This window comes from Microvirga medicaginis (assembly GCF_052658925.1).
The window spans coordinates 45,156-71,858 of record NZ_JBQWEL010000014.1; the positions used below are offsets into that span (position 1 = coordinate 45,156).

At 57.3% G+C, this 26,703-nt stretch carries 18 protein-coding genes; 11 read left to right on the forward strand and 7 right to left on the reverse strand.

The window, feature by feature from the left end:
* Nucleotides 1-250 precede the first annotated feature (250 nt).
* The 9 genes from ACUXUR_RS17485 (at nt 251) to ACUXUR_RS17525 (ending at nt 17,839) form a co-directional block, all read left to right on the forward strand.
* Nucleotides 251-1,561 (forward strand): nucleotide sugar dehydrogenase, encoded by a 1,311-nt coding sequence (locus tag ACUXUR_RS17485; RefSeq protein WP_445503628.1) that lies wholly within the window; start codon nt 251-253, stop codon nt 1,559-1,561.
* Complete coding sequence (locus ACUXUR_RS17490) at nt 1,479-3,080, forward strand: glycosyltransferase (protein WP_445503629.1); 1,602 nt, start codon at nt 1,479-1,481, stop codon at nt 3,078-3,080. The genes ACUXUR_RS17485 and ACUXUR_RS17490 overlap by 83 nt, the downstream gene beginning before the upstream one ends.
* A 29-nt stretch (nt 3,081-3,109) precedes the next feature.
* A complete protein-coding gene (locus ACUXUR_RS17495; protein WP_445503630.1) occupies nt 3,110-4,312 on the forward strand; it encodes a PilZ domain-containing protein in 1,203 nt (400 codons plus the stop codon).
* A 60-nt stretch (nt 4,313-4,372) separates the two neighbouring features.
* Nucleotides 4,373-5,791 (forward strand): mannose-1-phosphate guanylyltransferase/mannose-6-phosphate isomerase, encoded by a 1,419-nt coding sequence (locus tag ACUXUR_RS17500; protein WP_445503631.1) that lies wholly within the window; start codon nt 4,373-4,375, stop codon nt 5,789-5,791.
* A 163-nt stretch (nt 5,792-5,954) separates the two neighbouring features.
* Complete coding sequence (locus ACUXUR_RS17505; RefSeq protein ID WP_445503632.1) at nt 5,955-9,497, forward strand: right-handed parallel beta-helix repeat-containing protein; 3,543 nt, start codon at nt 5,955-5,957, stop codon at nt 9,495-9,497.
* Nucleotides 9,498-9,505: 8 nt separating this feature from the next.
* The gene (locus ACUXUR_RS17510) at nt 9,506-10,606 is read left to right on the forward strand and encodes an alginate lyase family protein (RefSeq protein ID WP_445503633.1); all 1,101 of its coding nucleotides are present in this window, start codon (nt 9,506-9,508) and stop codon (nt 10,604-10,606) included.
* Nucleotides 10,603-13,533, forward strand: a complete 2,931-nt coding sequence (locus ACUXUR_RS17515; protein ID WP_445503634.1) for a hypothetical protein — start codon at nt 10,603-10,605, stop codon at nt 13,531-13,533. Before ACUXUR_RS17510 ends, ACUXUR_RS17515 begins: the two co-directional genes overlap by 4 nt.
* A gap of 439 nt (nt 13,534-13,972) precedes the next feature.
* Entirely contained in the window at nt 13,973-16,435 is a 2,463-nt protein-coding gene (locus ACUXUR_RS17520) for a tetratricopeptide repeat protein (protein WP_445503635.1), read from the forward strand.
* Between the two features lie 69 nt (nt 16,436-16,504).
* Nucleotides 16,505-17,839 (forward strand): tetratricopeptide repeat protein, encoded by a 1,335-nt coding sequence (locus ACUXUR_RS17525; RefSeq protein ID WP_445503636.1) that lies wholly within the window; start codon nt 16,505-16,507, stop codon nt 17,837-17,839.
* 49 nt (nt 17,840-17,888) lie between these two features.
* On the opposite strand, the gene ACUXUR_RS17530 is transcribed toward ACUXUR_RS17525, so the two are convergent.
* A complete protein-coding gene (locus tag ACUXUR_RS17530; RefSeq protein WP_445503637.1) occupies nt 17,889-18,965 on the reverse strand; it encodes a right-handed parallel beta-helix repeat-containing protein in 1,077 nt (358 codons plus the stop codon).
* A 416-nt stretch (nt 18,966-19,381) separates the two neighbouring features.
* On the opposite strand from ACUXUR_RS17530, the gene ACUXUR_RS17535 reads away from it, so the two are divergent.
* Entirely contained in the window at nt 19,382-20,158 is a 777-nt protein-coding gene (locus ACUXUR_RS17535; protein WP_445503638.1) for a LuxR C-terminal-related transcriptional regulator, read from the forward strand.
* A 30-nt stretch (nt 20,159-20,188) separates the two neighbouring features.
* Here ACUXUR_RS17535 and ACUXUR_RS17540 read toward each other — a convergent pair whose 3' ends face one another.
* On the reverse strand, nt 20,189-20,416 hold the full coding sequence (locus ACUXUR_RS17540; protein WP_445503639.1) for a DUF6894 family protein: 228 nt from the start codon (nt 20,414-20,416) through the stop codon (nt 20,189-20,191).
* 553 nt (nt 20,417-20,969) lie between these two features.
* Here ACUXUR_RS17540 and ACUXUR_RS17545 point away from each other — a divergent pair.
* Complete coding sequence (locus tag ACUXUR_RS17545; protein WP_445503640.1) at nt 20,970-21,668, forward strand: LuxR C-terminal-related transcriptional regulator; 699 nt, start codon at nt 20,970-20,972, stop codon at nt 21,666-21,668.
* 18 nt (nt 21,669-21,686) lie between these two features.
* Here ACUXUR_RS17545 and ACUXUR_RS17550 read toward each other — a convergent pair whose 3' ends face one another.
* The 5 genes from ACUXUR_RS17550 to ACUXUR_RS17570 are packed head-to-tail and all read right to left on the reverse strand — an operon-like array spanning nt 21,687 to nt 26,690.
* A complete protein-coding gene (locus tag ACUXUR_RS17550; protein WP_445503641.1) occupies nt 21,687-23,327 on the reverse strand; it encodes a GMC family oxidoreductase in 1,641 nt (546 codons plus the stop codon).
* 34 nt (nt 23,328-23,361) lie between these two features.
* The gene (locus ACUXUR_RS17555) at nt 23,362-24,336 is read right to left on the reverse strand and encodes a branched-chain amino acid ABC transporter permease (RefSeq protein ID WP_445503642.1); all 975 of its coding nucleotides are present in this window, start codon (nt 24,334-24,336) and stop codon (nt 23,362-23,364) included.
* Nucleotides 24,337-24,340: 4 nt separating this feature from the next.
* Nucleotides 24,341-25,228, reverse strand: a complete 888-nt coding sequence (locus ACUXUR_RS17560; protein WP_445503643.1) for a branched-chain amino acid ABC transporter permease — start codon at nt 25,226-25,228, stop codon at nt 24,341-24,343.
* 3 nt (nt 25,229-25,231) lie between these two features.
* Nucleotides 25,232-25,939, reverse strand: coding sequence for an ABC transporter ATP-binding protein (locus tag ACUXUR_RS17565; RefSeq protein WP_445503644.1), 708 nt, complete (start codon nt 25,937-25,939; stop codon nt 25,232-25,234).
* Nucleotides 25,932-26,690, reverse strand: a complete 759-nt coding sequence (locus tag ACUXUR_RS17570) for an ABC transporter ATP-binding protein (RefSeq protein ID WP_445503645.1) — start codon at nt 26,688-26,690, stop codon at nt 25,932-25,934. Before ACUXUR_RS17570 ends, ACUXUR_RS17565 begins: the two co-directional genes overlap by 8 nt.
* Nucleotides 26,691-26,703: the final 13 nt, after the last annotated feature.

Consider the following 26,703-nt stretch of genomic DNA (forward strand, 5'->3'; position numbering starts at 1 on the left):
CTTGTCGTGAGGCAATGTGTGGCAAGTTTTAAGCATAATTCGTCACAAAATGCTTTGCTGCAAAAGGTTTCGAATTCTTTCGAGTTAAATCGCCCTTTGGTGGGAGTAGTTCTCCTGTTAATCCCTCGGGGGTATCTCGCCAGCCGAAATAGTGACGAGAAAACGCAGGTGCCGAGAGTATTTATTTGGCCTGTGCCGGCGCCTCATTTTTTGCGCCTTGATCTCACTCTTGTTCATCGGGAACAGCCCAATGCAAATTAGTATCTTTGGAATTGGCTATGTAGGAGCCGTATCGGCCGCATGCCTGGCCAATGATGGCCATAATGTCATCGCTGTTGATCCAAACCCGCAGAAAGTTGAACCTCTGAATGCAGGTGTCAGCCCAATTGTCGAACCGGGCCTCGATGGTTTGATCCAGGATGGAATCCGCAACAAGCGTTTGAGAGCCACCAATGATGTCCGTGAGGCCATTCAAGGCTCTGATCTCTCCTTTGTTTGCGTGGGGACGCCGTCTCGACCGAACGGCTCACTCGATACAGGCTTTGTTGCCGCTGCCGCGGAAGAGATCGGTGCTGCTATCCGAGAGAAGAATTCCTTCCACTCCGTTGTCATGCGCTCGACCATTCTGCCTGGTACAATGGAAAGCATCATCGTGCCTGCGTTGGAGCGGACATCAGGGCGCCAGGCAGGTGTCGGATTCGGCGTAGCTTATTATCCCGAGTTCTTACGGGAGAGCACTGCGATCGCAGATTACTACGATCCCGGTGCCATCATTTTCGGGCGTCACGATCAAGCTACAGTCGATCGTCTGTTGGAGCTACATAAGATCTTTAAGGCGGAGCCAAGAATCGTATCAATCCGCACCGCCGAAGCAGTGAAGTACACCAACAATGCTTGGCACGCACTGAAGATCAGCTTTGCCAACGAGATCGGAAATATCTGCAAGGCAGCTGGTATCGATGGTCACGCCGTCATGGATGTTCTGTGCGCGGATACACGCCTCAATATTTCCAAGGCCTACCTCAAGCCTGGTTTCGCTTTTGGCGGATCGTGCCTGCCTAAGGATCTGAGGGCACTGCGCTTCGCGGCACGCAAGCTCGAGGTTCCGACGCCTGTGCTCGATGCAACGATGGAGGCAAACGAAGAGCAGTTGCGCCGCGCTTATTCCATGGTTGCTGCAACAGGAAAACGACGCATCGGCATCATCGGATTGAGCTTTAAGCCAGAGACGGACGATCTGCGCGAGAGCCCGCTCGTGGAACTCGCTGAACGCCTCTTCGGTCGCGGCTATGACATTCGGATTTATGACCCGAATATTCAGGTCTCGAAACTCACCGGTGCCAATCTGCAATTCGTGCGCTCACATTTGCCGCATCTCGCATCGCTGCTGACGGCGGACATTGATGAAGTCGTCGACCATGCCGAGGTCTTTGTTCTCGGGAATCGTGCTGAAGCCGCGCGCTTGATGAGCGTCGTTGATGACGGTCGTCCGCTCATCGACCTCGTCCGTATTGATCAGACAAGGTGTTCAGGTGATTTTTATCAGGGAATCTGCTGGTAATACCAGCAGTATCCGACTCTCGGAGTCGGTATGGGCACATTTGCTCTATGTCGTTGCCGTCACAGGGTTTGCTGTCGAACTTCCGGCGGAAGCCTATGGCATGATCGGTGGCGGCTTCATCGGCACGGTCGGCTTTCTGGCGATCTGGCGTTACGGCTGGGGCGGGCTGCACTTTGCCCGTGCGCTGATCTACCGGAAGAAGGTGTTCCCGCAGATGCGGAAGGCAGCGGATGCCGTCGTTACGCAGGAGGCACCCAACGCCTACCTGCTCGTAACGACCTTCCGGATCGACGCAGCCGTTACGAGGCGTGTCTATAAGGCGGCTTTCGAGGCTGCTCTTGCGGCTCCAGGAAAGGTCACAGTCGTCGCCTCCATTGTCGAGACAGCCGATCAGAGACTGGTAAAGGCAATTTTCCGCAGCCTCTGCTCGGATCAAGACAAAGTAGACTTGGTCGTGGTCAGGATTGCCGGTACGGGCAAGCGTGATGCCCTTGCCTATGGCTTCCGAGCCATTGCCCGTCGATGCCCGTCCAACGACGATGTTGTCGCCGTCATCGACGGCGACAGCATCATCCCACGGGATCTTATTCAAAAGTGCGCGGGCTTCTTTCAACTAGACTCCCAAGTCGGTGCGCTCACGACTGATGAGGTCAGCGAGGTTCGAGGCCGACGCATCTTCCAAGAATGGTATGCGCTTCGCTTCGCCCAACGCCACACGCTCATGTCTTCCATGGGGTTGTCGGAGCGGGTTCTGACGTTGACCGGCCGCATGGCTATGTTTCGCGCCAGCATCGTCAGCAATCCGGAATTCATCCGCCAAGTAGAGCTGGACTACATCGATCACTGGCGGCTGGGTCGTTTCAAATTTCTGACGGGCGACGACAAGTCGAGTTGGTTCTGGTTGCTCCGCAACGGTTACAAGATGATCTACGTCCCAGACGTGGTGGTTCTGACTGTGGAAGATCCGCCGACCGATAACTTCATTTCATCTGCCGCCATGCTCATGGTGCGCTGGTTCGGCAATATGCTGCGCACCAATTCGCGCGCCTTGGCGGTGGGGCCGAAGAAAATCGGCTGGTTTACATGGTGGGCCATCCTGGACCAGCGCATGTCAATGTGGACATCCCTTGTTGGATTCGCAGTGGCCATGATCGCCACCATCTTTGTCAGCGGGTACGCATTCCTACTCTATGCATTATGGATTCTCACATCGCGCTACGTATTGACCCTTTCACTTCTCACGTCGCGCCCGCGGGTATCGGTATTCTATCCGTTCCTTCTTTACTTCAATCAGATCTTTGGGTCGCTGATGAAGGTCCATATTACGTTTCGCTTGGATCGCCAGAAATGGACGCGTCAGAAGACGACATCGGGGGCACGGAGCTCAAAGCGACCTCTTATCGCGAGCGACTTCATGTCGGCCTACATGCACACTCTTTCTCTGGCCGCATTCCTCACTCTTCTGGCGTGGAGCGTCGATGTGCTCCCAACTCCTAGAGCCCTGCTGTTCTTTCCTTAAACAACGCAATCTGCATGGAGAAACCCAATATGTCGACGATTACGCATGAAGCTGAGGTCCAACGCCAGCATCCGCGTTATCGCCTCCCCATGAGATGCCTTCATAATGGAATGTCCGTCTCCGTTATCGATCTCTCAGTCGGCGGCATTGGCATCAGAACCGGCGTAGTTGACGCCCGCTCTGGTGACATTGTCGACCTCGTACTGGTTTTCCCATTCAACGGTTACGAGCTGACTCTACCAGTCAGGGCAGAGGTTCGCTACGTGAACCAGGATCTGGGCCGGGCTGGTCTGCGGTTCGTGGATGTTTCTCCGCGTCAGCACAATCTTCTCCGCTTCATTCTCGATGCGTATCTCTCAGGAGAAGTCGTAGAGGCCGGCGACGTGCTTGATGTCGTTTCACGGCGCAATGAGGGAAAAACACGGGAGGTGCCCCAACGTCCAAAACCCCAGGGCTTGGTTGCGAATCTCGCGTACCATGGACGCAGCATTGCAGGGTATGGAATCATTGCGGGCATCACGCTTTTTCTTCTCGGATTCATCGGCACAGGTGTGTTCCAGAAGATGTATATGATCCCGGCACAGTCGGCTTTGATTACGGCGGATCTTGTCACGGTTCCGGCTCCCTCGAGCGGCCAATTAACCTTCATTGCAGCCGGCAATGAGGTGCAGTCAGGCGAGCCGCTCCTAACGATCCAGGGTCCACAGGGAAGCAGCAGCATCGTCATTGACAGCCCCTGTGACTGCGTCATCCAAGCTCGATACAATCGCCCGTCGAGTTTTGTCCGCGAGGGGGCGCCAATCCTAGTCCTTCGCGAGAAGACAAGCACTCCCTACATCACGGCGAGCATTCCCCAGAGCGATGTTCTGCGCTTCTACCGTGGCGCTCGAGCGATTATTGAGTACGCAGATGGGATCCTCGTACGCGACGTGGAAATTGAGCCTCTGCCAACCTACTCCGATACTGACGCGAGCACAGGCCGCTTCCTCGTGAAGTTGTCTCCAGGGCGGGAGTTAGAGAATACGGCAATTGGTCAGCCCGTCTCCGTTATCTTCGATACATTCTCAGGGTCAACGCTCAGCACGACAGCCAGCAAGGTGAATGCCAACGTGATCTGGGCCGGAGCAAAATTCGCCTCATTCTTCCGTTCGGGTGACAAGCATGTTGAAGAACAGCGAGCAGCTGAAGCTCCCGATGCTCCCGGTGACAAACGCATCGCCACTCTCAAATGAAAGCGCAGCTCATACTGCGATAGTGCCTGCACAGCACAAGGGATATTCTGGAGATTGATCATGGATAACATCATTCCGGTTCTGATGTGTGGAGGTTCCGGAACTCGCCTCTGGCCGGTTTCCCGCGCCAGCGAGCCCAAACAGTTTCACGTGTTCTCGGGCGAAAGAAGCCTCTTCCAACAAACAGTTCAGCGCTTCAGCACGGAGCTATATGCCGAGCCACTCATCATCGTGAACAACAATCACCGTGATCTTGCATTACGCGAGATCGGCGAGCTGAGATCTGGTCCCGGCCGTCTGCTCGTAGAGCCGTCGGTCCGGAGCACGGCGCCGGCAATTGCTGCGGCCGCTGCCTTGATCGCGGAAGAGGATCCTGACCGCCTGATGCTGGTTGCTCCCAGTGATCACCTGATCGAGCAGGCGGAAGTCTTCTCAGACGCCGTCGCTCAGGCGGCTCAAGCTGCTCGTCAGGGGCAAATCGTTCTCTTTGGGATCCGGCCGACGCATGCCGAGACAGGATTTGGATACATTGAAGTCGGCGATTTTTTCGATGCCGTGAGCTTCAGGGTTGCTGGATTTGTCGAGAAGCCGAAGCGGACCATTGCTGACGCGCTGTTTTTGGGAGGTCGCCACCTTTGGAATAGCGGTATCTTCATGTTCACGGCGCGCACCATCATAGAGGAGTTGCAGGAATATGCTCCAGATGTGATCAACTGCGCTCAGCGGGCTGTCACGATGGCCCACCGCAGCAATGATACCATCCGTCTTTCTGCTGATTTTGAGACAGCTCCTGCGATTTCCATCGACTATGCTGTGATGGAAAAGAGCGAACGTCTTGTCTGCGTTCCCGTATCGCCGGACTGGCGTGATCTCGGCTCCTGGTCAGCTCTTTGGGACGTCGGCTCAAAGGACGGTAATGGGAACGTCGCTCGAGGCGATACCATTCTCCACGACGTCCGCAATAGTTATGTGCATGGCAATTCACGACTCATTGCCGTCATGGGCGTTGAGAAGATCGTCGTCGTCGACACTGCGGACGCAGTTCTCGTCGGATCTCTCGATCAAGCCCAGAATGTGGGGCGCTTGGCAAGCGAACTGGCAGCGGCGCGACGGCCTGAGGCCAATCTTCATCGCAAGGTCCGCAGACCCTGGGGATCATACGAGTCTCTTCGTGTCGGGGAAGGATTTCAAGTCAAGCACATCATTGTCGATATCGCAGGGCGGTTGTCGCTTCAGTATCACCACCATCGCTCAGAGCATTGGACGGTCGTTTCCGGAACGGCACGCGTCACGGTCGGCGATAGGGTTTTCGTAATGACGACGAACGAGTCCGTTTACATTCCGAAGGGAGACATTCACAGGTTGGAGAATATCGGCGACGATGAGCTGCATCTGATCGAAGTACAATGCGGAACGTATCTCGGCGAGGACGATATCGTGCGCCTGGAGGATCAATATGATCGCATTATTGCGAGCTGATCGCCGCCTGTCAGTATCTGTCGCCCTCATGTCGTTGGTCCTGAGCTCAGGCATCTGGGCTCAGGAGGTCAACGAGGTTTCCCGTCTCGCTGAAGAAGCCCGCCAAGCCTTTCTCTCGGCAGAACAGGGAGCAGGGCCGAAGCAGAAGGCGGTCTCCTATCAGGTGGCTTTAGCTCGCATTGAACTTCTTGAGAAATTCGCGGGGTCGGAGAATTCCGGTTCTATCGACTTGCGGGATAGCGCGCGGGCAGAGCTCGTTCGGCTTGCTGGTGATGGGCTAAATCACGATATGTTGGGTGCACTCCTGCTGCAGGCGTCCCTGGCGGACCTCACGACCAACCAGTCGAGCGCCGACCGGATCGAACTCGGTGTGACACTCCATCAGCTTGCCAGCGCACAGCGGGCACCTGAGTACAGGGCTGCAGCCTTCATTGAGATCGGGCAGGCTTACAGCAAGATTGGCGTGCAGGATCGTGCATTGCGCTTTGCCACTCTTGCGCTCGATACAGCAAAAGCGATCCCTGGGGCGGGAGAACAGTCGGGAGCTTATAACGCGGTTTCCCATCTTGCTGCCAATCTTGGTCCGACGGGATTTTCGCTTGCGGAGCGCGCCATCGCTCTTATCCCGCGCCCTCGGGATCGGGCTTATGCCCGGCAGGATCTTGCCCTTGCGAAGCTAAAAGGAACTCCATGGCAGAAGGCCTCGAAAGATCAACTGGAGGCTGAGGTCCGCCAACGTCTCGATGCAGGAGATATCGAGGGAAGTCTGCAACTTGCCCTGGCTCTCCCTGGCAGTGAAAGACAAGAGGATCTTCTATCCGATCTCCTGACTGCTGCACTCGAGCGCCAGGATTTCAAAGCAGCTGTCGCGGCTGCTCAAGGCTTCTTCAATCCCAGTGATCAGCAAAAGGCATTCGCCTCGATCGTGAAGGAGCTGGTCACCAAGGGCGTTCCCTTGCAGGCAGCCAGTCTCCTTGAGATGATCCAGGACAGTGCAGCGAAGGTCACGGCGCAGCTAGCCGTTGCGAGTGAGTTGGGGCGAACTGGCTATGGCGGCATGGCGGAACAATTGTTCTCTCAAGCGCTACAGGGCGCCGAACGGTCGGATCAGGCCGCACAGGCCGTGATTTGGCCCGAAGCAGTCCGAGCCTTGACGCGTGCAGATCGATTTGACGATGCATTGGACTACGCAAAGCGTTTGGATCCTAGCTCGGAAACTTCCTCAGCCTTGGGAGATCTGGCCAAACGCCTCGCCGAAAACAACCGTCTTGCGGAGGCTGAACGCTTGCTGCCCCAGATCGAGCAAAGGGAAGATCGCTCCCATGCTCTGAGCGGGATTGGTCGGGCGAAAGCTCAGGCAGGCGATGTTGCTGGAGCTTTGCAGATCATTGGAGAACTCACTGATCCGGAGGACAGCGGGCGGGTTCTCTCAGCTATTGCAAAGACGCACTCTCAATCAGGTAAGTTCACCGAGGCAGCTAATCTCATCCGACGGATTGAGGACAAGGAGTACCAAGTCGAATCCTGGGTTGAGATTGCGCGTCAGGCGAGCAGGAGAAAGGAAGCGAAGACTGGCGATGAGGCCCTCAGCGAGGCCATTCGGATTGCTGAGGCTCAAGAGAAGCTCGATCGGGACAAGGCATTTTATATAATCGTAAAGTCTCTTGCTGACCTCGGGAGCAAAGACCGCGCGGGTGAACTGAAGCAGCGTATTATAGACGATAAGTTCCGCGCACGCGCCGACGAAGCAATCGCCAAAGCGGATGCCAAGCAAGCTGTCGAGCAAAAGAAGCGCAGCAACCTCCCTGATGCTGTTCTCAGACGCAGTTTCAGCCGAAGGATGAGCGACCAGGATAAGCAGGAGATCGCGTTGGACCTGGTTGGTCTCCCAGGCGGCATTATTCTTGGATCTGAACTCATCCGCTCCATTGAGGACGATAGGGCGCGTGGAACTGCCTTCCGCCGTCTTGCCGAGGCGCAGACGGTCCTTCTCTCTGGTCCTGCCAAGGAGGAAAAGGAAGAGGCTGCCGATTCCGTGGAGAATCTGCCGCCGGATTCCTCCGCAGAAAATGAGATCGGGCATGAAAGGCGGACACGTCGAGGTCTTGTTTTTGCGCAAGTCGAGAATGAAACACCCACCTCCAATCATTTTCCGTTGCCTCAGAGTTTTGCTACAGCGGCTGACATTCGGGCTATCGTCCCGTGGCCTTCAGGCTCAGTCGCTGGCGTAACATTTGCGAACTATAATCTTTATCTCTCCAAATTTCTGGATGAAGGCCCAAGCGGGAATACCCGCCTTGAACAAGCGATCCGCTATCAGGGAACTCCAACGCCGCGCATCATTGTCGTTCAATCCGGTATTGCAACTTTGGGAATGATCGCCCGCCAGCTGCAAGGGACGCAGGATCAGGATCTGATCACCATCGACGGCGATGTCCTCACTCTTCGCGTGCCGGTCTTCGTCGCTCCAGGAGCTCGCCTCATTCTGTCGCGCCTGGATATGCCCACCTATCGCTTCAGTGCAAATGCGGGAGCGTTCATTGCCAGTGCCGGTGAGCTTCACGTCGTGGATGCGAATATTGTCGGATACGATGAAAAGGTAGGCCAGCCCGCCTGGTCCGACAAAAGCAAGATTCATGAGTTTCGCCCCTTCCTCCTGAGTTGGGGTGACGGACGCATGAACGTGGCGGGATCAGCCTTGACCGCGTTGGGATACGAGAACTCCAAGTCCTTCGGGCTTTCCTATTCATCGGGCCCGATCCGCGTTGCTGAATTGCGCGACCAGGCACATGCGACCGGATATGTGGTCGACAACGTCTTCCGAAACTCGCATTTCGGTTTCTACTCATATGAAGCGGAGAACATTCACATCATCGGCAACGAGTATGTCGATAACGTTATCTACGGACTCGATCCTCACGACCGCACACGCAGGCTGACGATTGCCTTCAATACGACCTATGGGACAAAGGTCAAGCACGGCATCATTATCTCGCGTGAGGTAGATGAGAGCCAGATTATCGGAAACCTGACTTTCGACAATGTCGGGTCGGGCATCATGCTCGATCGAGATAGTTCCAATAACTTCGTTCACGCCAACACTTCCTTCGGTAATGCTCAGGACGGCATCACGCTTTTCGAAAGTTCCTGCAATCTGATGACCAACAATCACCTTCTCGCCAACAAGCGCGACGGCTTGAAGGTTCGCAACAGTTTCGACATTGGCGCCTATGACAACCGGATCGAGGCAAATGGAGGCGCAGGGGTCAACGCCTATGTGGCGAATCTCCTCGAAACGAAGAGTGGCGAAACGCGGGACTTCAGACTTGATCCCTATGATGCTGTAACGAGTATCTCCCTACGGCGTAACCGATTTTCGTCCAATGGTGTCGGCATCAATGCCCAGGGTGCTTCCGGCGTCGCTATGTTCTCGAACAGGTTCGTGAAGCAATCCCGCCGCCTTTTCGGTGGCGACTTGCGTGGACTGGAAGGACAGGTGCTACAAACTGCTTTCAAAACCAGCGCTTTGATTGCAAGCACCTGCCGTCCGATGCGGCCAGCCGTTGTCTGCCAGTTGCGCGAGAAGGGATACTTTGAGGGCGGAGCCGACCTTCACATCTTCGACCCGCAGGGCAAAGTGGATTGCACAACGACGGACGGCTCTGTGCAGCAGCAGGCTTTCTCCAACACATCTCAAGGCACTTAGGGACCGGCATGAAGCGCATTTTGGCCTTTCTGATCTTGAACCTTCTGGCCGCGGGACCCTCATATGCCCAAGTGAAGCCGGTCGGTGTCTTTGACGTGGAGCAGCGTCGCGTCGCTCTTTCCCAACCTGTCTTTGCCGGCATCCGGGCAGCCTGCCTTGCCATACCACGCGATGCATCGTGGAATGCGCTCAAGCCGATCACGGGTCTTAAAGCGACTGAGGGTTATGGGACAGATGGCGCGGCTAATGATTACGCCTGGGCCGTAATGGTGCTGACAGGTCGCGCGCTCGCAGGCGACGTGGCCTCCGAGACCGCTTTGCGCGACCTTCTTCTCGCCTGGTCCAAGGCCAATGCCTTAGCACAAACGGAAGTAGAAAATGATGCCTACTATGCTCTGAAGCGTGTGCTCCTGCCGACCGTGGTTGGCTACTCGGTCGTCCAGCGCGGCCTGGACGACGAGCAGCGGCGAGTTATTGCCGGCTGGATCTATCCTCTTGTCCGCAAGATCGATTCCAATTTTGACGGATCCGTTGATCACAACAATCATCGTTACCTGACTGACAGCGTGTTGATGGCCTGGGGGGTGGTGGCAGGCGATGAACAACTCTATGCCAAAGCCATTGGTCGCTACCGCACCATTCTCTCGGAGGCGCGGGCTGATGGGAGTCTTCCTCTCGAAACCCGAAGGGGTGCTCGGGCCCTGTGGTATATGCGTCAATCCCTCTCCAGCATGACGGTCATGGCAGAAATTGCAGCTGCGAGAGGAGCGGATCTTTACGGGTTGAATGAGGGCGGCGTCACCTTTGACCGCATCCTTTCCTACACGCTCAACGGAATCACCGAACCACATGTGGTTCTTGCCTATGCCTCGGAGAATTATATTCCGGGCGACGAGTCCGATTTCCGAAAGCCAGATCTCGGCTTCCTAACCAAACGTGGCCACGGCCGCCACTACATGGCATGGGCTGAGGCGGTTCTCTCGCGTGATCGTGCAGGCCTTGCTACGCGCAGGCTCAAAGCCCTTTTCATGCGAAGCCTCAAGAACGAGCGGCCGCTCATCGATGAGTTCGCCGGCGGCAACGCGACCTGCATCTGGGGGCGGGGATGACGAAATCTTTCTGGCTCAGCACCATTTTTTCGGCTACGGTTCTTGTGGCCCTTGGGCCGGCATGGTCCCAAACTGCGCCCGACGCGCAGATGCGAAGAAGCTTCCAGTCAGCGATGGAGCAGATAGGAAAGCTGCGCGAACGCCAGGATCAGGAAGCCTTTGTCGAGCAGGCACAGATCCTCCAACGTGGCCTGCCGATCAGCGAAGATAACCCTTTACGCAAACCACAACCGGATGAAGCCGAGCGGCTTCTGGAGCGTGCCCTTGCCAATCCGGGGCCTCATTGGTCCTCAGCCGCTGTTCGGCGGGCCAAGATGCTGCTCAATCACGATAAGGAGCAAGCTTCGGGCAAACGTGCCGCTGAACTCCTGCGCCGCGCGGCCGCCATGCAGAACCGCGAGGCGGCTTATCTGTTGGCGGGACTGATGGAAGCTGGCACCGGTGTCCCGCAGGACGCTGCAGCTGCAAAGGGCTTGTATCAGGTTGCGCTGCGTTTGGGGCATGGTCCCGCAGGTCTGGCCCTCGCAAGGCTCGAGAGCGATGCAACAAAGGCAAATATCTTTGCCACGCAAGGGTTGAGACTTCTCTTCCAGGATGCGAGGCAGGGATCTGCGGATGCCGCCAAGACACTCGCAGATCATTATCACTCAACCAGTGACAGTGCGCCTGAGCGCTTAAGTGTCGCTCTCGAATGGTATCGCCGTGCCTCGGATCTCGGCGATCCGGAGGCATCCTTGCGCCTCGGTCGTATGAGGCTGGATCCTAAAACTGCTCTCTATCAGCCCCAGGAGGCACGGTCTGCTTTCGAGAAGGCAGCCAATGGCGGATTGGTAGAGGCAGCGCTCGTTTTGGCGGAGGATCCACACAAGGGAGGTGCGCTCGGAGTCTCGGCGACTGAGGCAGAGCTCTGGCTGAACAGAGCTCTCGACACCAAGAAAGCACGTGCGCTGGTGCTCGGGGCCGAAATTTACAGCCAGCAGGGCGGCGAGGGGCGTGAGAAGGCGAAACTGCTTTTGATTGAAGCCATGCAGAATGTTGACGACGATCCCAGCGTCCTTGTTGCTCTCGGCCGGCAGCTTCGCAATGGCGATCTCATTGAGCGCAACCTGCCGCAGGCTATCGCGCTCTTCGATAAGGCAGCAATCTTAGACAATGCCACGGCGTCTTATGAATATGCGCGTACGGTCCTCTCTTATCCTGATGCCACCACTGAACCGATGCGCAAGACGGCTATCGCGCGGCTTCAAGCTGCAGCAGAGCTTGGGCATGGGAAAGCAGCGATCAGCCTTGGCGACGCTCTTCTGAACGGGAATGGTGTTGCCCCCTCCGCATCGGAGGCAGTGCACTGGTACGAGAAGGCTGCCGCAGGTGGGGCTGCAATGGCGTTGATCCGCCTCGGCGATTATTACGCCTTGCGTTCCGATGGTGTAGAAATTTCCCGTGCGTTGGAGTGGTACCGGAAAGCTGCCGACGCGAACATCTCGACTGCAATGATCCGCCTCGGCCGCATGTATAGCGAGGGTCAGGGGGTCCCGCAGGATTACGCACTTGCCGCCACTTGGTTCAGCCGTGCCGCCGCGGCAGGCAGCGGCTCCGCCATGGTGGAGCTGAGCGCCCTCTACTCTCGCGCCGGTGGGCCAGGCCATTTCAATCTTGCACGGGAGGTTCTCGAAAAGGCCGTGCGGGCCGGGGACACGCGTGCTTCTATTGCCCTGGCGAAACTATACCTTGCACGGGGTGAACGGGCTCTTGCAGAATCCACGTTGAGAAAAGTTGCGGAGACCGGGGACATCGAGGCTGCTCTGCAACTTGCCGAGCTGTACTTGAGTGGAGGAGGCGACCAGCTTAATCAGGCCCGCCGGTGGCTTTCGGTTGCGGAGAAGGGAGCTTCTGGCAATGACGGATTGATGGTCCGCATCGCGCTTCTGCAGATGAAGGATCCCGGCACGGCGAGGAACGGCGTTGCTGTTCTTGAGTCTCTCGTTCGCAAAAACAATACGGAGGCAATGACGAGCCTTGCTCAAGCTCTGATGGAGGGCGCAGGCGTTCAGCCTGATGCAACCCGGGCCGAGGCATTGCTCCAGCGGGCCATTCAGCTTGGAAATGACAGCGCGCGCTTCGTGCTCGCGAAGGCCTATCGTGACGGAAATGGAATCGAGAAGAATCCGGCACGGGCGGTTGCTCTCTATCGTGAAATCTACAACGACGAGCCTGGGGACACGAAAGTCCTGCTCGCCTTGGGCGATGCCTATGTTCGAGGAGAGGGCGTTACCCGGGATAGGGCTCTAGGAACCCAGTTTTACGCCCTGGCTGCACAAAATGGCGACCCTGAAGGGAAGATGCACCTCGGCATGGCCTATCTCTATGGAGGCGGGGTTCCCCATGATGGTGCCAGGGCTGAGCGTCTTCTTGCGCAGGCTGGAGACGCCAGTCTGATGATAGCCAGGCTCCAGCTCGGAGATGCGAAGGCTTCGGGCATGGGAGCCGCGATCGACCCTGAAGGTGCTTTCGCTTCATACTTACGCGCTGCAGAAAGCGGGTCGCCCGAGGCAATGATCGAAGTCGCGCGGGCCCTCAAGGAGGGTTTCGGCACGCAAAGAGATCCAGCCCTTGCCCAGTCCTGGCTCGAACGGGCGGCCCGCATGGGATCGCAGGATGCGCTGTACGAGCTCTATCGCATGAATGCAGTGGCTCCGGATGCAAAGCCGCAGGAGGCTGAACGGTGGCTTCTTCAGGCTGCGCTGAATGGTCATCCTGCCGCCATGTACCATCTAGCCCTGCGTTATCATCCACCATCGCCTGACCAGAACAGCATTGATGGAAACGAGTGGCTCGCCAAGGCGGCGCAGGCGGGCCATTGGCAGGCCATTAAGGCGATCCGCAGGAAGAAGCTGCCCGAACCCGGGGACAATGATGACGACGAATAAACGAGACGAACGAAACGTCAGGCCCAGGCTGATGGGAGATCAGATGATGCGCGAGCTTGCCATCTTCACCGATCTTTGTCTCACGATCCGAAGCAGGGTGACTGCAGGAGTAGTCGGTGCTGTATTCCTCGCGGGTCTCATGGGATATCCAACGACTATTCAAGCACAAACGGCCACAACACGCTCACTGGCTCCAACAACGGATTTCAGCAAGATCTGCGTGGCTCCTCCAAAGCTCTTGCTCAAGCGAGACTGGAAGAAGTGGGACAGGTCTCAAGGGACAGGCGATCTTGAGGAAATGTATAACGCTGCCCTCCTGTACGCGGATGGCGCAGCACAGGTTCCGCGCGATCCGACCATAGCGCGAAAACTCCTTGAGGAGTTGTCCGGACGGACTTGGCCTGGAAAGGGAAGGGCTCTCTATCGATTAGGGAGGTTGATGCTCGATCCTGCCGCAGGACCTGTGGACTCGGAGCGGGCGGCATCACTGTTCGCGTTTGCCGCCGCCATGTTGCATATGGATGCAGCGGTGCAACTCGCACGTCTTCATGAAGAAGGGCTGATCGCGGGTGCTGACGTCAAGGAGGCGGAGCGGCTTCTGCGCACTGCTTCTGCCGCTGGTAACGTCGATGGCGTGATCGGTCTAGCGCGGCTTCAGCGCAGCGGCCGCGTCGGTGTCGTTCCGCAAGCCGCCACGGATGATCTGGTCAAGCTCGGACTTCTCATTCTGTATGGCGACTTGGGGCGCGGCAAGTGCAGCTCGCTTTACGAGATCGGTACGATCCTGTCTGATGAAACGCTCGTTCCGGGCGGTTTGCCTGAAGCCATGAAATGGTTCGAAGCAGCTGCGCGACAGGGGGATTACCGGGGCGATATGGCGCTGGCCGAGATCTATGCACAAGGACGAGCCAAGGCTGCGCCAAACGTAGTGATCAGGCATCTCACCAGGGCTGCTGATGCAGGCTACGCTCAAGCCATGACGTCTTTAGGCGAGCATCTTCTGCGTGGAGATGTTGTTCCTAAGGACGTTCCTAAAGCCGTCGCTTGGCTGGAGAAGGCCGGCACTTATGCCGACGTCGATGCTTACAAGATCTTGGCCAAGCACTATCGTGGCGGGTTCGGCTCGCCCCCTGACCTTCCAAAAGCTGCAGAGGTTTTGTCACGCGCGATCGCACTGCCGGGACACAGTGCCAGCATTTTTGTATCGCTCGCGCGCCTGCATGTTGTCGGTATTCAAGGGAAACCGGACATCAAGACTGCGCTTTCGCTCTATAGGCAGGCGGCAGATCAGGGTGAGCCTTCGGGGCTGACGGAGCTTGCAAAGCTCCTCCTCGCACGTCCTCAAGACGCGAATGGGACCGATGTTCTAGGTCTCCTTAAAGAGGCCGTCGATCGCGGCAGCCCTGAAGCCATGGGGGTTCTTTCCGATCTCTACGAGTGCAGCGCTATCGTTGCTCCGGATGCTGACCAGGCTCGCGCTTGGCTGACGCGTGCAGCAGCGGCAGGGCACGCGCGCAGCATAGCGGCCCTCATGGCACAGGCGAATGCTGACTCCGCCGTTACGCGGCAGAATATGGAGGCTCTCATTCATTCCGCGGAAAAGGGAGATCGAGAGAGCATGGTGCTCCTGTCCTTTGCCTACAGAACAGGGCAGGGTGTCGATAAAAATGAGCAGCAGGCGATTAAATGGCTGACTGCTGCCTTGGCTCCCGGTGAGGAGCGGGCCCGTGCTCAGCTCTTCCTTGCGCGCAAGCTCCTGGATGGTGAGTTTACGCCTCGTGACGAAACTGGCGCTCGCGCTCTCCTCGAAGAGATTGTGCGGGGTGGTGATGCGAGTGCAACGTTTGAGCTGGGACGTCTTCTGCTGTCGCCCAGCCACACGGATAAGGCTGAACGTGCGCGTGGTTTGATGCTGCTTCAGAAGGCGGCATCCTCCGGCAGCGCCGCCGCGATGCTTGTATTGGCGGAGCAGGCAGACGATGAGCTTCGCTCCACGGGAAAGACAGCGCTGGATTGGAAAAGAGCTGCGGCAGAAGCCGGAAGTTCTCGCGCAGCGATTGCTCTTGCCGCACTCGTCAAAGATCCGTCCGACGCTTCGGCATGGATTGCAAAGGCTGAGTCGCTTCCTGTCTGTTCCGCACGTGACATGGTGGAGCTTGCGCAGATCCACTCTCGGGTGAATGGGGCTCAGGGCACTGAACGGGCCCGCGTGTGGCTCCAGCGTGCTATCAAGGACATTGAGCGCAACGAACCGGATCCTGCAACGCTGTTCCTAATCGGACGTGTCATGCTCGAAGGCACGAGCGGTCAGACTGACAAGAAAGCTGCTTTGCAATATCTCAAGCGCTCTGCTGAAGCCGGAAAAGTAGAGGCCATGCGTTTCCTTGGACGCAACTATGCCTCCGGAGTTTTCGGCGAGGGTGATATCGGCGCTGCCATCGAATGGTTCGCCAAGGCGTTGCGTGGCGGCGACGAAGGTGCTGCAACCGATCTCGCGCGACTGGCTGGCAGTTCCGAAGCGAATGCAGCACCCGCCATCGCAGCGCTGAAGGAAGTGGCTGAGACCGGTTCCGTGCCAGCCATGCGCGAGTTCGGGCGCAGCCTCCAGTTTGGCTTTGGAGTCGAGGCGGATCCCGAGCAGGGAGCGAACTGGCTGCGCAGGGCTGCCGAGGCAGGCGACATTATTGCCATGAAGGAGCTCTCCCGCGCCTATGCATCCGGTTATGGAGTCGAGCTGTCAGCCAATGCCAGCACGGATTGGTTGCTGCGCGCCGCCAATGCCGGTGATTCAGAGGCCATGTATGGTGTCAGCCTTGCCATGACCCTCGGTTTCGGAACCGAAGTGAACGCCGAGGCCGCGCAAAAGTGGCTCGCCACAGCCGAGAGCGCCACACAAAAATGAACGACGGATACAGTTTCGTTTCGGGAATGAGATTTTGGTAGCCGAGGATAAATGCAAAGGAGAAGCCGAATGATCAGAACAAGTCACATCTTGCTCCTGAGCTGCTTCATCACAAGCACTGTGATTGCCGCACCTGCAAGACAGGAGCAGATGGTGTCCGAGGCACCTGCCTCTGCCCCTGCAGGTCCCAGTGCGGCACAGTTGAAAGCCATGTCCACGGCGCGCCTTCTCAAACTCGGTCAGGCTGCATTGGCGGTCGAAATCGATGCTCCAGCCTTCGCAACGGGCCTTGAGGCATTAAAGATCGCATCATCACGGGGCGATCGTGTTGCAACGCGGCTTTTGGCGAAACTCATAGCGCGCCATGAGGTTGACATCGCAGGCAACGGACGCTCCAAACTCGAAAGCAAGCTGAGATATGAAGCACTCCGTGGCGCATCCAGCTCCGTGTTGGCTGTCGCGGGTATGTATGATCGGGGCGATGGTGTGCCGGTGAATACGAAGAAGGCAGCAGAATGGTATCTGTGGGCTGCGCGGGTCGGTAATCGCCGGGCCATGGCTCATGTGGCCTATGCCTACGGCACCGGCCGTGGCGTTGAGCGCAATGAGGAGGCTGCTTTGAAATGGCTTGAGGATGTGAATCCCGGCCGCAGCCGCATGACACTCGTGGATATTGGATGGGCACTGGCTGCGGGCACCGAAGGCCGTGCGGACATGCCTGCGGCTCTGCGCTTTTTCGAGAGGGCCGCACAGATCAGCCCAAACGTCGTCTACAAGGTTGCGATGGATCTGGAGCGTGGAACCAACGGTGTTCAGGATCGCGAAGCGGCTAGCCACCTGATCCGGGTTGCTGCGGAGCGTGGCGACAGTGCCGCCGCGACGCACCTTGCCAATATGCTCGCCGGCAGCGACAAGCTGGAAGATCAGCGTCAAGCCGTGCAGTGGTACAGTCTTGCTGCTTTGGATCGGGAAAATGCAGCTGCAGGGCAGGGTCTTTCACGCCTTTTGGCTCTTCGCCCGAACAGTGAACTCGTGCCCAACATCATCGCCGGCTTGGAGAAGGCGGCAGAGGCCGGCAATCGTGAGGCGCTGATCGGCTTGGCGCAGGCCTTTAGCGAAGGAACAGGCGTCGAGGCTTCGCCTGAGCGGGCAGCCAGTCTGCTCCAGCAGGCCGCCGATGCGGGCATTCCCGAAGCGGAATACAGACTCGGCCTCATGTACAAGTCAGGCATTGGCGTTGATATGGACATGGAGAAGGCTATTGCTCTGATGAGCAGCGCTCAGGAAAGCGGATTCCCTCTGGCCGCCGTTGCGCTGAGTTCCATGATGGAGCCGCCCGCCACCAGCTCGGTTTCAGGGCCGGAGGCGTTGAAAGCGGGAGAGGCTGCAGCGGAAGCAAAGTGATGACTGCTCCGAACGGCCGACAAGGTCATGTGATTGGAGCGTGCGTCTTTCAACAGGGGCGGCGGGGGTTGACTTTCTCGCCGAACTCGCCCTTGACCCTCGTTCGCTTCCCTCCGACCACGTTCCCGCAGATCTTGCCCTGGGGGCCACGTTGAATTTTCAGGCTGCCAACCTGATTGTCGCGTAGCGTGTTGGAATAGGCACTGTTGCCAGTGCCGTCATCGTCCTCATCGCCACCAAGCCGGATCCCGGCGCCGCGATTTCCATAGATAATGTTGTGGCGGAAGACATTGTCGCTCCCACGGGCATCAAGACCGGCTGAGTTTTTGTCTCTCTGCCCTGTGCAACGATTGTGCTCGACAATGTTGCCGGAGGATCCTTCCTTGATATCGACGCACTCGTTCCCACGCGTGTTGAACGTGTTGTGATGAATCCAGTTTTCACTTGAGCGGTCGATCTCACCATCCGGCGCACCCCACCGCCCCAATTGCTCAGGAGCGGTTCCGATATAGACGCCTTCTCCGTTCTTTCCTCCATCTTTGTAGACGAAGTCATAGACACCACAGTTTTCAATCGATGAGTTCGCTATCTCATTCCGCTGTGCCTGATAGCGTAGTCTGACACATTCTCCGCCTGCGTTCTTGAGGCTCATGCCGATGATGCGAAGGCCCGTGACGCCGTCTCCAGGGCGGTTCCCAACAGCATAGATCAGCTTATCCCGAAAGCTATCCTTGCCATTTTCTGGAGCATGCCTGCCATCAATCGTGAAGCCGTGAAGCTCGATGTAGTCATGATTGACTTCTACGATCCTGCTTGCGCCGGCACCGGAGACGACGGCGTTGCGTCCACCTCTGATCACGATCGGTTTTCCGGGGCGCCCGTTTCGCACTGTCCTGAAATCCTGAAAGTAGCGTCCCGGTGCTAGCTCGATCGTGTCGCCTGGCATTGCGCGCTCCAGGGCCTTCTGAATGCTCTGGATGGGATTGGATGTGGAACCGCGTGCTGTAGAGCTGCTCGACGGATACACAAAGTAAGTTTCAGACAATGCTCGTGCTGACGAGAGAATGAGAGAGAAACTCGTGAGCAATGCGCATAGGAGGGTATTGGCAGTGCATTTTCTCTTCATGGGCATCTCCAGATGAGCGGCAGTTGAGCATCTCCGTGCCTGCACTCATCCGAAGTGCACACGTCAGCTCAACGGAGGCTTCGATCAACGGTTTTCGCCGAGATCGAACAACTGAGAACCATTATGCTGGATGTCTTTGCCTCAAGAAGGGCACCTGATGCCGCTCATACGAAATTGCCCATTCACATACTGCGCCGCACAAAAAGGAGGCGCTTTGTCGCTCCATCGGCAGACAAGCTGAGCTGTAACTAAAAAACAAATGATGTCAGTGCATCTCCAGCGCTGCTCCGACCCGCGACCGCTGTTGATACTCCCTAAGCAGTATCCAATACTCCCTTTGCTGCAGTAGCTCATTTCCCGTGCAACCGTATAATCGGAGGTAATCTTTGCGAAAAAGGTTTCCTCGTATGACAAACATGCTGCAGATCACGACGATCTTGGGCTGCAAGAATTCCATGCTCCGCGAGGGAATCAAACATATTCTATCGAGTACCCGCTACAAGGTACATCCTGAGGATCTGAGCTGCAGAAGCACGGTACTACCTCAACTGTATACCAATTCGTCACTGCTCTTCATCATCGACAGCACTCTCTATCCAAACGGGATGGGCAATGTGATCAGAGAGCTGAAAGGCCAGCATTCTCACGCATATGCTGTCGTACTAGCGGATGGCTTCGATCTCGAAGAAATGAAGGCTGTCATCCAAGCAGGCGCTGACGGTTATTGCCTCGCAACAACGGGATGTGAGGCGCTGATCAAGTATCTGGATCTCGTGATGCTGGGAGAAGTGGTGTTCCCCTCTTCAGCGCTTCTGAATGCAATTATGCTCTCAAGCGAAGTGACTATCGATCAAAGAGAAAGTTCATCGATCGCGATGTCGGTTCCTCAAGCAGAACGCTTGATGGATGCCAAGGATTCCGTCATTCGTACATTATCCAGCCGCGAGGCTGAGATTCTGCAATGCTTGATGGAAGGTGCGCCGAATAAAGTCATTGCCCGTAAGCTTGATGTGGCTGAGGCGACCGTAAAGGTGCATATCAAGGCTATCTTGCGGAAGATACGCGTGGCGAACCGCACTCAGGCTGCTATGTGGGCTGTCAATCATTTGTCCGGCTCAAGCCAAGACGCCTCCTGGCTCCAGACCGGCGATCGCATCGCACATCAAAATTCGTCGCTGTTGAAAGTTTTCTAGTCTGCAAAGTTATGCGAATACGTGCTGCTCTCAGTGCAGGCCATATGTGAGCTTCATTGAGAACAGGACCTTTCCCGTCGAGTCCGTCGCCTCCAATCGCCAGCGATCCCACTCGATGAGGTCGCCTTCCGCCTCTTGGCGGAGTTCAGCAATGGCTTTGAGAGCTTGAGCCCAGGCTTGGTCCAAGTCTCTCACCTCGACGCCCTCATCATCGAGCATCGTCTCTTCGTCGCTAATCAGATTAAAGTAACATCTCATCGTAATTTGCAGACCGGCTCTTGTTGAGCGCTATGTTATTATAGCCCCAGTCGAGGACGTTTCCAGGTGGGGGTAGTCGGAAGACATAATTTCCTGACGTCCCATTGGGCTCTTTAGCTTAAATCGGAGCTATATGACATAGGTTAAAGAAATAAGGGTGAGCTTGACCCACAATCGATTGAGGGGGCATTGATATAATGGCGAAGTTGAAGGTGCAGATATTCAGCAGGCCCTATATCGTAATAACATTGTGAAAAACAAGAGCGACCCTGTAATAACATCTCATGAATGATGTCTTTTTTTAATCTTTTTAATAAAGATTTAAGAGATGTGAATAGAAGGCCATTGTTGTTGCGGGATGAATAAGCTAATTTACCTAAAGGAATGTTCCTATTTCTCTCGTTGTTGGACGCGGGACCAGAAAGGCTCTCCCATGAGGAAAACCTACGATCTTGATGGCTCCTCCCTTTCAAGTGTGCCGCTCACAAGGGATGTTGGGCATTCCAGATATCTGGAGCTGGCGCGAGCGTCAGATTCTTCCCCGGTCTCCTACATGAATTCCCAGACAACGCCTACGCTTCTCGTCGAGCCCAATACTCTCCTGCGTGAAGGCTTGAAACGGATCTTGGCCGAGACCGCCTATAGCCCCGTCGCCTTGGCTTCCAGCTTCGATGAAGCCCTAGCAGGCTGGGAGGCAGGCGTCAGTCCGTTCCTTCTGGTCATGGATGGCGCGCGCGATCCTGACGAGTCCTGCAGCCAGGTTCGGCAGCTCAAGGAGCAGTATGCCTCTGCCCGTGTGCTCATGCTGGTCGATCAGTATGATCTCAAACAGATCATCTCCGCATTCCAAGCCGGCGTGGATGCTTATCTGATCAAGTCGGTTTCCTGCGAAGTTTTGGTCAAGACACTCGATCTCGTCATGCTCGGAGAGGTCGTCTTCCCCTCCGTCGTTCTCGAATTGCTGCGCGAGCATGTGCTTCGCACGGATGGCGAGGTGGCAGCGCAGAGTTCCGAAAAGGTCCCTGACGGAACCTTCCAGGCTAAAGGTCTATCTGTTCGTGAGACCGTCATCCTGCGTTGCCTCATGGATGGAGACTCGAACAAGCTCATCGCGCGCAAGTTTGATATCACGGAAGCAACCGTGAAAGTTCACGTGAAGGCCATCCTGCGCAAAATTCACGCGAAGAACAGGACACAGGCTGCCATCTGGGCCGCAAGCCATCTGCCTGCAGATGAGCACGCTTCGGCTTGATATTCATAAAGTTTCGCCTCAGGCTGACTGCCTGAGGACTTCCACCGTGTGAGAATGATCCTCCAGGATCATGGCGGCGCCTTTATCGGCGATCATCAGCGTTGGCGAGTTGGTGTTTCCGCTCGTGATCGTCGGCATCACTGAGGCATCGATCACGCGAAGTCCCTCAACACCCCGAACTCTCAACCGCTCGTCTGTTACGGCCATCGGGTCGGTCTCAATGCCCATCTTTGCCGTTCCGACGGGATGGAAGATGGTGGTGCCGATATCGCGAGCGCCATTGAGAAGCTCTTCATAGGTGTTGAGATGAGCGCCGGGCTTGTATTCCTCGGGCCGGTATTTCTGAAGCGCCGGCATGGAGACGATGCGGCGGACCAGGCGCAAGGAATCCACGGCAACCTGCTGATCCTCCGGCGTCGACAGATAATTCGGTCGGATCGACGGTGGATCGGAGGCGTTCTCGCTGCGAATCCTGATGCTGCCACGACTCGTGGGCCGGAGGTTGCAGACGCTCGCTGTGAAGGCAGGGAAGGGGTGCGGATCGTCCCCGAACTTGTCGAGCGACAGGGGTTGAATATGAAACTGCAGATTCGGCGTGGCGTAATCGAGCGAGGAGCGGGTGAACGCACCCAGCTGGGATGGCGCCATTGTCAGCGGACCGCGCCGGAACAGGGCATATTCAAGCGCCATAAATCCCTTTTTCACGAGCGAGCGGTAATCCTCGTTGAGAGTGCGGACCCCGTGAACCTTGTAGATCGGACGTAGCTGCAGATGATCCTGCAGATTCTCACCGACGCCCGGCAGGTGCTGAATTACCGGAATGCCATGCTGCTGCAAGAGGTTGCCGTTGCCGATGCCGGATAGTTGCAAAAGCTGAGGCGATGCGACGGCTCCAGCCGAGAGAACGACCTCGTTGCGGGCGTGAATGCGGCGGAGAGCGCCGTTCTGCAGGACCTCGACACCCACAGCCCGATTGCCTTCAAAGAGAATGCGCGTGGCATGCGCATTGATTTCCAGTTTGAGGTTGGGGCGAGACAGGGCAGGTTTCAGGAAGCCACGTGCGGCCGACCAGCGCCGTCCGTTCTTCTGGTTGACGTGGAAATACGAGATGCCCTCGTTGCTCCCCGTGTTGAAGTCAGTTGTGCGGGGAATGCCGGCCTGAACCGCGGCTTCGATGAAGGTATCAAGGATGTCCCAGCGCATGCGAGGGGCTTCGACACGCCATTCTCCACCCGCACCGTGATGCTCTCCTGCGCCGAGGTAATGGTCCAGGTGCTGGCGGAAGATCGGCTTCACGTCATCCCAGCCCCAGCCCTTCAGGCCCATCTGCCGCCAATTGTCGTAATCCTCGCGCTGTCCGCGCATGTAGACCATGGCGTTGATGGCCGAGCAGCCGCCGAGCACCTTGCCGCGTGGATAGTTCAGCACGCGTCCATTGAGGCCCGGCTCTCTCTCCGTCTTGAACATCCAGTCGGAGCGCGGATTGCCGATGGCAAACAGGTAGCCCACCGGAATGTGGTACCAGATCCAGTTGTCCTTTCCGCCGGCTTCCAGCAGGCAGACGGAGTTGCGAGGATCCTTCGAGAGGCGGTTCGCCAGAACGCAGCCCGCCGAACCTCCTCCGACGATGACGTAATCAAACGTGGTGTTCTCTGACATGGCACGCCTCAACCGATCATCCCGGGCACTTTTCTTAAACAGCGCCCTTGGGCTTGCGCTTCATGAGTTCCAAAATCTCGCCCACGATACCCCGGCGGAACAGCAGCACGCAGATCACGAAAATGATTCCGATCAGAACCGTGACGGGAAAATCATAGGCAGCGAAATAATTCTGCAAGGCAATGACCAGGCCCGCTCCGACGATAGGACCAATCATGGTGCCGATGCCGCCAAGAAGGGTCATGAGAATGACCTCGCCCGACATCTGCCATTGCACGTCGGTGAGTGTGGCGAACTGGAAGACGATGGCCTTGGTGCCTCCGGCGAGGCCCGCGAGCGCGGCTGACATCACGAAGGCACCGAGCTTGTAGCGATCGACCCGATAGCCGAGCGAGACGGCGCGCCTTTCGTTCTCACGGATCGCCTTGAGAATGTTGCCGAAAGGCGAGTTCACAATGCGCCAGATGGCGAAGACACCGAACAGGAAGATCGCGAGGGTTACATAGTACATCGCGAGCGGCTGGTTGAGATCGATGAGGCCCAGCAGATTTCCGCGCGGCACGCCCTGAATGCCATCCTCGCCATGGGTGAAAGGCACCTGAAGGCAGATGAAAGCGAACATTTGCGAGAGCGCCAGGGTGATCATGGCGAAGTAGATGCCCTGACGGCGGATTGCGAGAAAGCCGATGATGAGGCCCAAGCCGGCGGCACCGGCCACGCCAAGCAGAATGCCGGAGAGAGGCTCCCATCCCCACACCTTGACCGCATGGGCCGTGAAGTAGGCCGCTCCGCCGAAGAAGGCCGCATGCCCGAAGGAGAGGAGGCCCACATAGCCGATGAGCAGGTTGAACGCGCAGGCAAAGAGCGCGAAGCACAGAATGCTCATCAGGAAGACGGGGTAGAGAAAGAAGGGGGCTGCGAGCAGGGCAGCCAGGGCAATGGCGCCCACCACGAGCGAGGTGGTGCGCAGCTTGGGCTGCTCAGCGAGATATTGGGTTCCAACAGCCATGATATTACTCCTCCCGCCCGAAGAGACCTGCCGGCCTGACGAGCAGAACGATGGCCATAATGACAAAGATAACGATGCTCGAGGCTTCCGGGTAGAAGACCTTCGTCAGGCCCTCCAGGACGCCGAGAACGTAGCCGGTCACGATGGCGCCGAGGATCGACCCCATGCCGCCGACCACCACCACGGCAAAGACGATGATGATGAGGTTCGAACCCATCAGAGGGCTGACCTGATAGATCGGCGCCGCCAAGACACCTGCCAGCGCGGCAAGGGCTGCACCCAGGCCGTAGGTAAGCGTCAGAAGAAGAGGGACATTCACGCCGAAAGCCTGAACAAGCGTGGCGTTTTCCGTTGCCGCGCGAAGGTAAGCGCCAAGCCGTGTCTTCTCGATCAGCAGCCATGTGCCGATACAGATGAACAGCGAGGCAATGACCACCCAGCCGCGATAGATCGGCATGAACATGAAGCCGAGGTTGAGGGCGCCGGTCAACTCAGCCGGAGGCGCATAGGGTTTGCCGGCCGCGCCGAACCAATGGCGGAAGGCGCCTTCCAGAATAAGAGCCAGGCCGAAGGTGAGCAGGAGACCATAGAGAGGATCGATGCCATAGAGCCGCCTCAGCATGAACCGCTCAATGACGATCGCCACCGCACCAACGATGAGGGGAGCGAGAATAAGAGCCGGCCAATAGCCGACACCGACATAGGTGAGCAGGAGATAGGCCGCGAAGGCGCCGAGCATGTATTGCGCGCCGTGGGCGAAGTTGATCACCCGCAGCAGGCCGAAAATCACCGCCAGACCAAGGCTGAGCATGGCGTAGAAGGAGCCGTTGATCAGGCCGATGAGAATCTGGCCGAAAAGGGCAGGAGTGGGGACGCCGAAAATCGTATTCATACTTTACACCCCCAGCACTTCGTGGAGTTCATCCATGCGGGCATCGAGTTCATGGCCGGGGAATGAATTGACCATGCGCCCATCCTCCATGAGGTAGAAGCGATCGGCGACTTTCCGCGCGAAGCGGAAATTCTGCTCCACGAGCAGGATGGTCATGCCGCGCTTCTTCAAAGCGACGAGAACATCGCCGATGCGCTGAACGATGACGGGGGCAAGACCTTCGGTCGGCTCGTCGAGCAGGATGATCTTCGCTCCCGTGCGCAGGATGCGCGCAATCGCCAGCATCTGCTGCTCGCCGCCGGACAATTTCGTGCCCTGGCTCGATCGGCGCTCATGCAGGTTGGGGAAGAGCGTATAGATCTCGTCCAGGCTCATTCCGCCTTCTGAAACATTCGGCGGCAGCGTCAGATTCTCGGCCACGTTGAGGCTGGCAAAAATGCCGCGCTCCTCGGGCACGTAGCCGATACCCGCCTGCGCCACCTTGTGAAGGGGGAGGCCAAGGAGGTCCTTTCCGCGCAGGCGGATCACGCCCTCGCGGCGGCGGAGAATCCCCATGATGGCGCGCAATGTCGTGGTCTTGCCCGCACCGTTACGGCCGAGCAGCGTCACGGTTTCGCCTTCGCGGATGTCAAGATCGACGCCATGAAGAACATGGCTTTCGCCATACCAGGCATTCAGCCCACGGATTTCGAGGAGAGGCGCGTTACTCATGCTCAGTCCCCATATAGGCTTCACGCACGCGCGGATCGGCGCTGACGGTGGCGTATGTACCGTCGGAGAGAATTTCGCCACGTGCCAGAACCGTCACGCGGTCGCAGAGATCGGCAACGACGTTCAGATTGTGCTCCACCATCAGAACCGTGCGGTTCTTGGCAACGCGACGGATCAGATCGGCAATGCGCCCGATATCTTCATGACCCATACCGGCCATGGGCTCGTCGAGCAGGAGCATGGCCGGATCGAGGGCGAGCGTTGTCGCAATCTCAAGGGCGCGCTTGCGGCCATAGGACAATTCCGAGGCCGTCAGATGCGCGTAAGACGAGAGGTTGACCGCATCGATCAGTTCCATCGCGCGCTCGTCGAGAACCGAGAGGCTGCCGGATGGAAGCCAGAACTGCGTCGCAAGGCCCTTCGGGCGCTGCAGCGCGACGCGTACGTTATCGAGAACCGTCAGATGCGGGAACACGGCCGAGATCTGGAACGAACGCACGAGGCCAAGGCGCGCCACTTCGGCGGGCTGCAGGCGCGTGATGTCGCTTCCACGAAAGTGGATCTGCCCACGCGTGGGCGTAAGAAACTTGGTAAGAAGGTTGAAGACCGTAGTCTTGCCGGCGCCGTTCGGGCCGATCAAGGCGTGGATCGTTCCTTCGTTGACAGACAGCGTCACATCCTTCACCGCGACGAAGCCGCGAAATTCCATGGTGAGGCCTGTGGCGCTCAAAATCGGTTGAGTACTGACCATGTGCCGGCCGCTA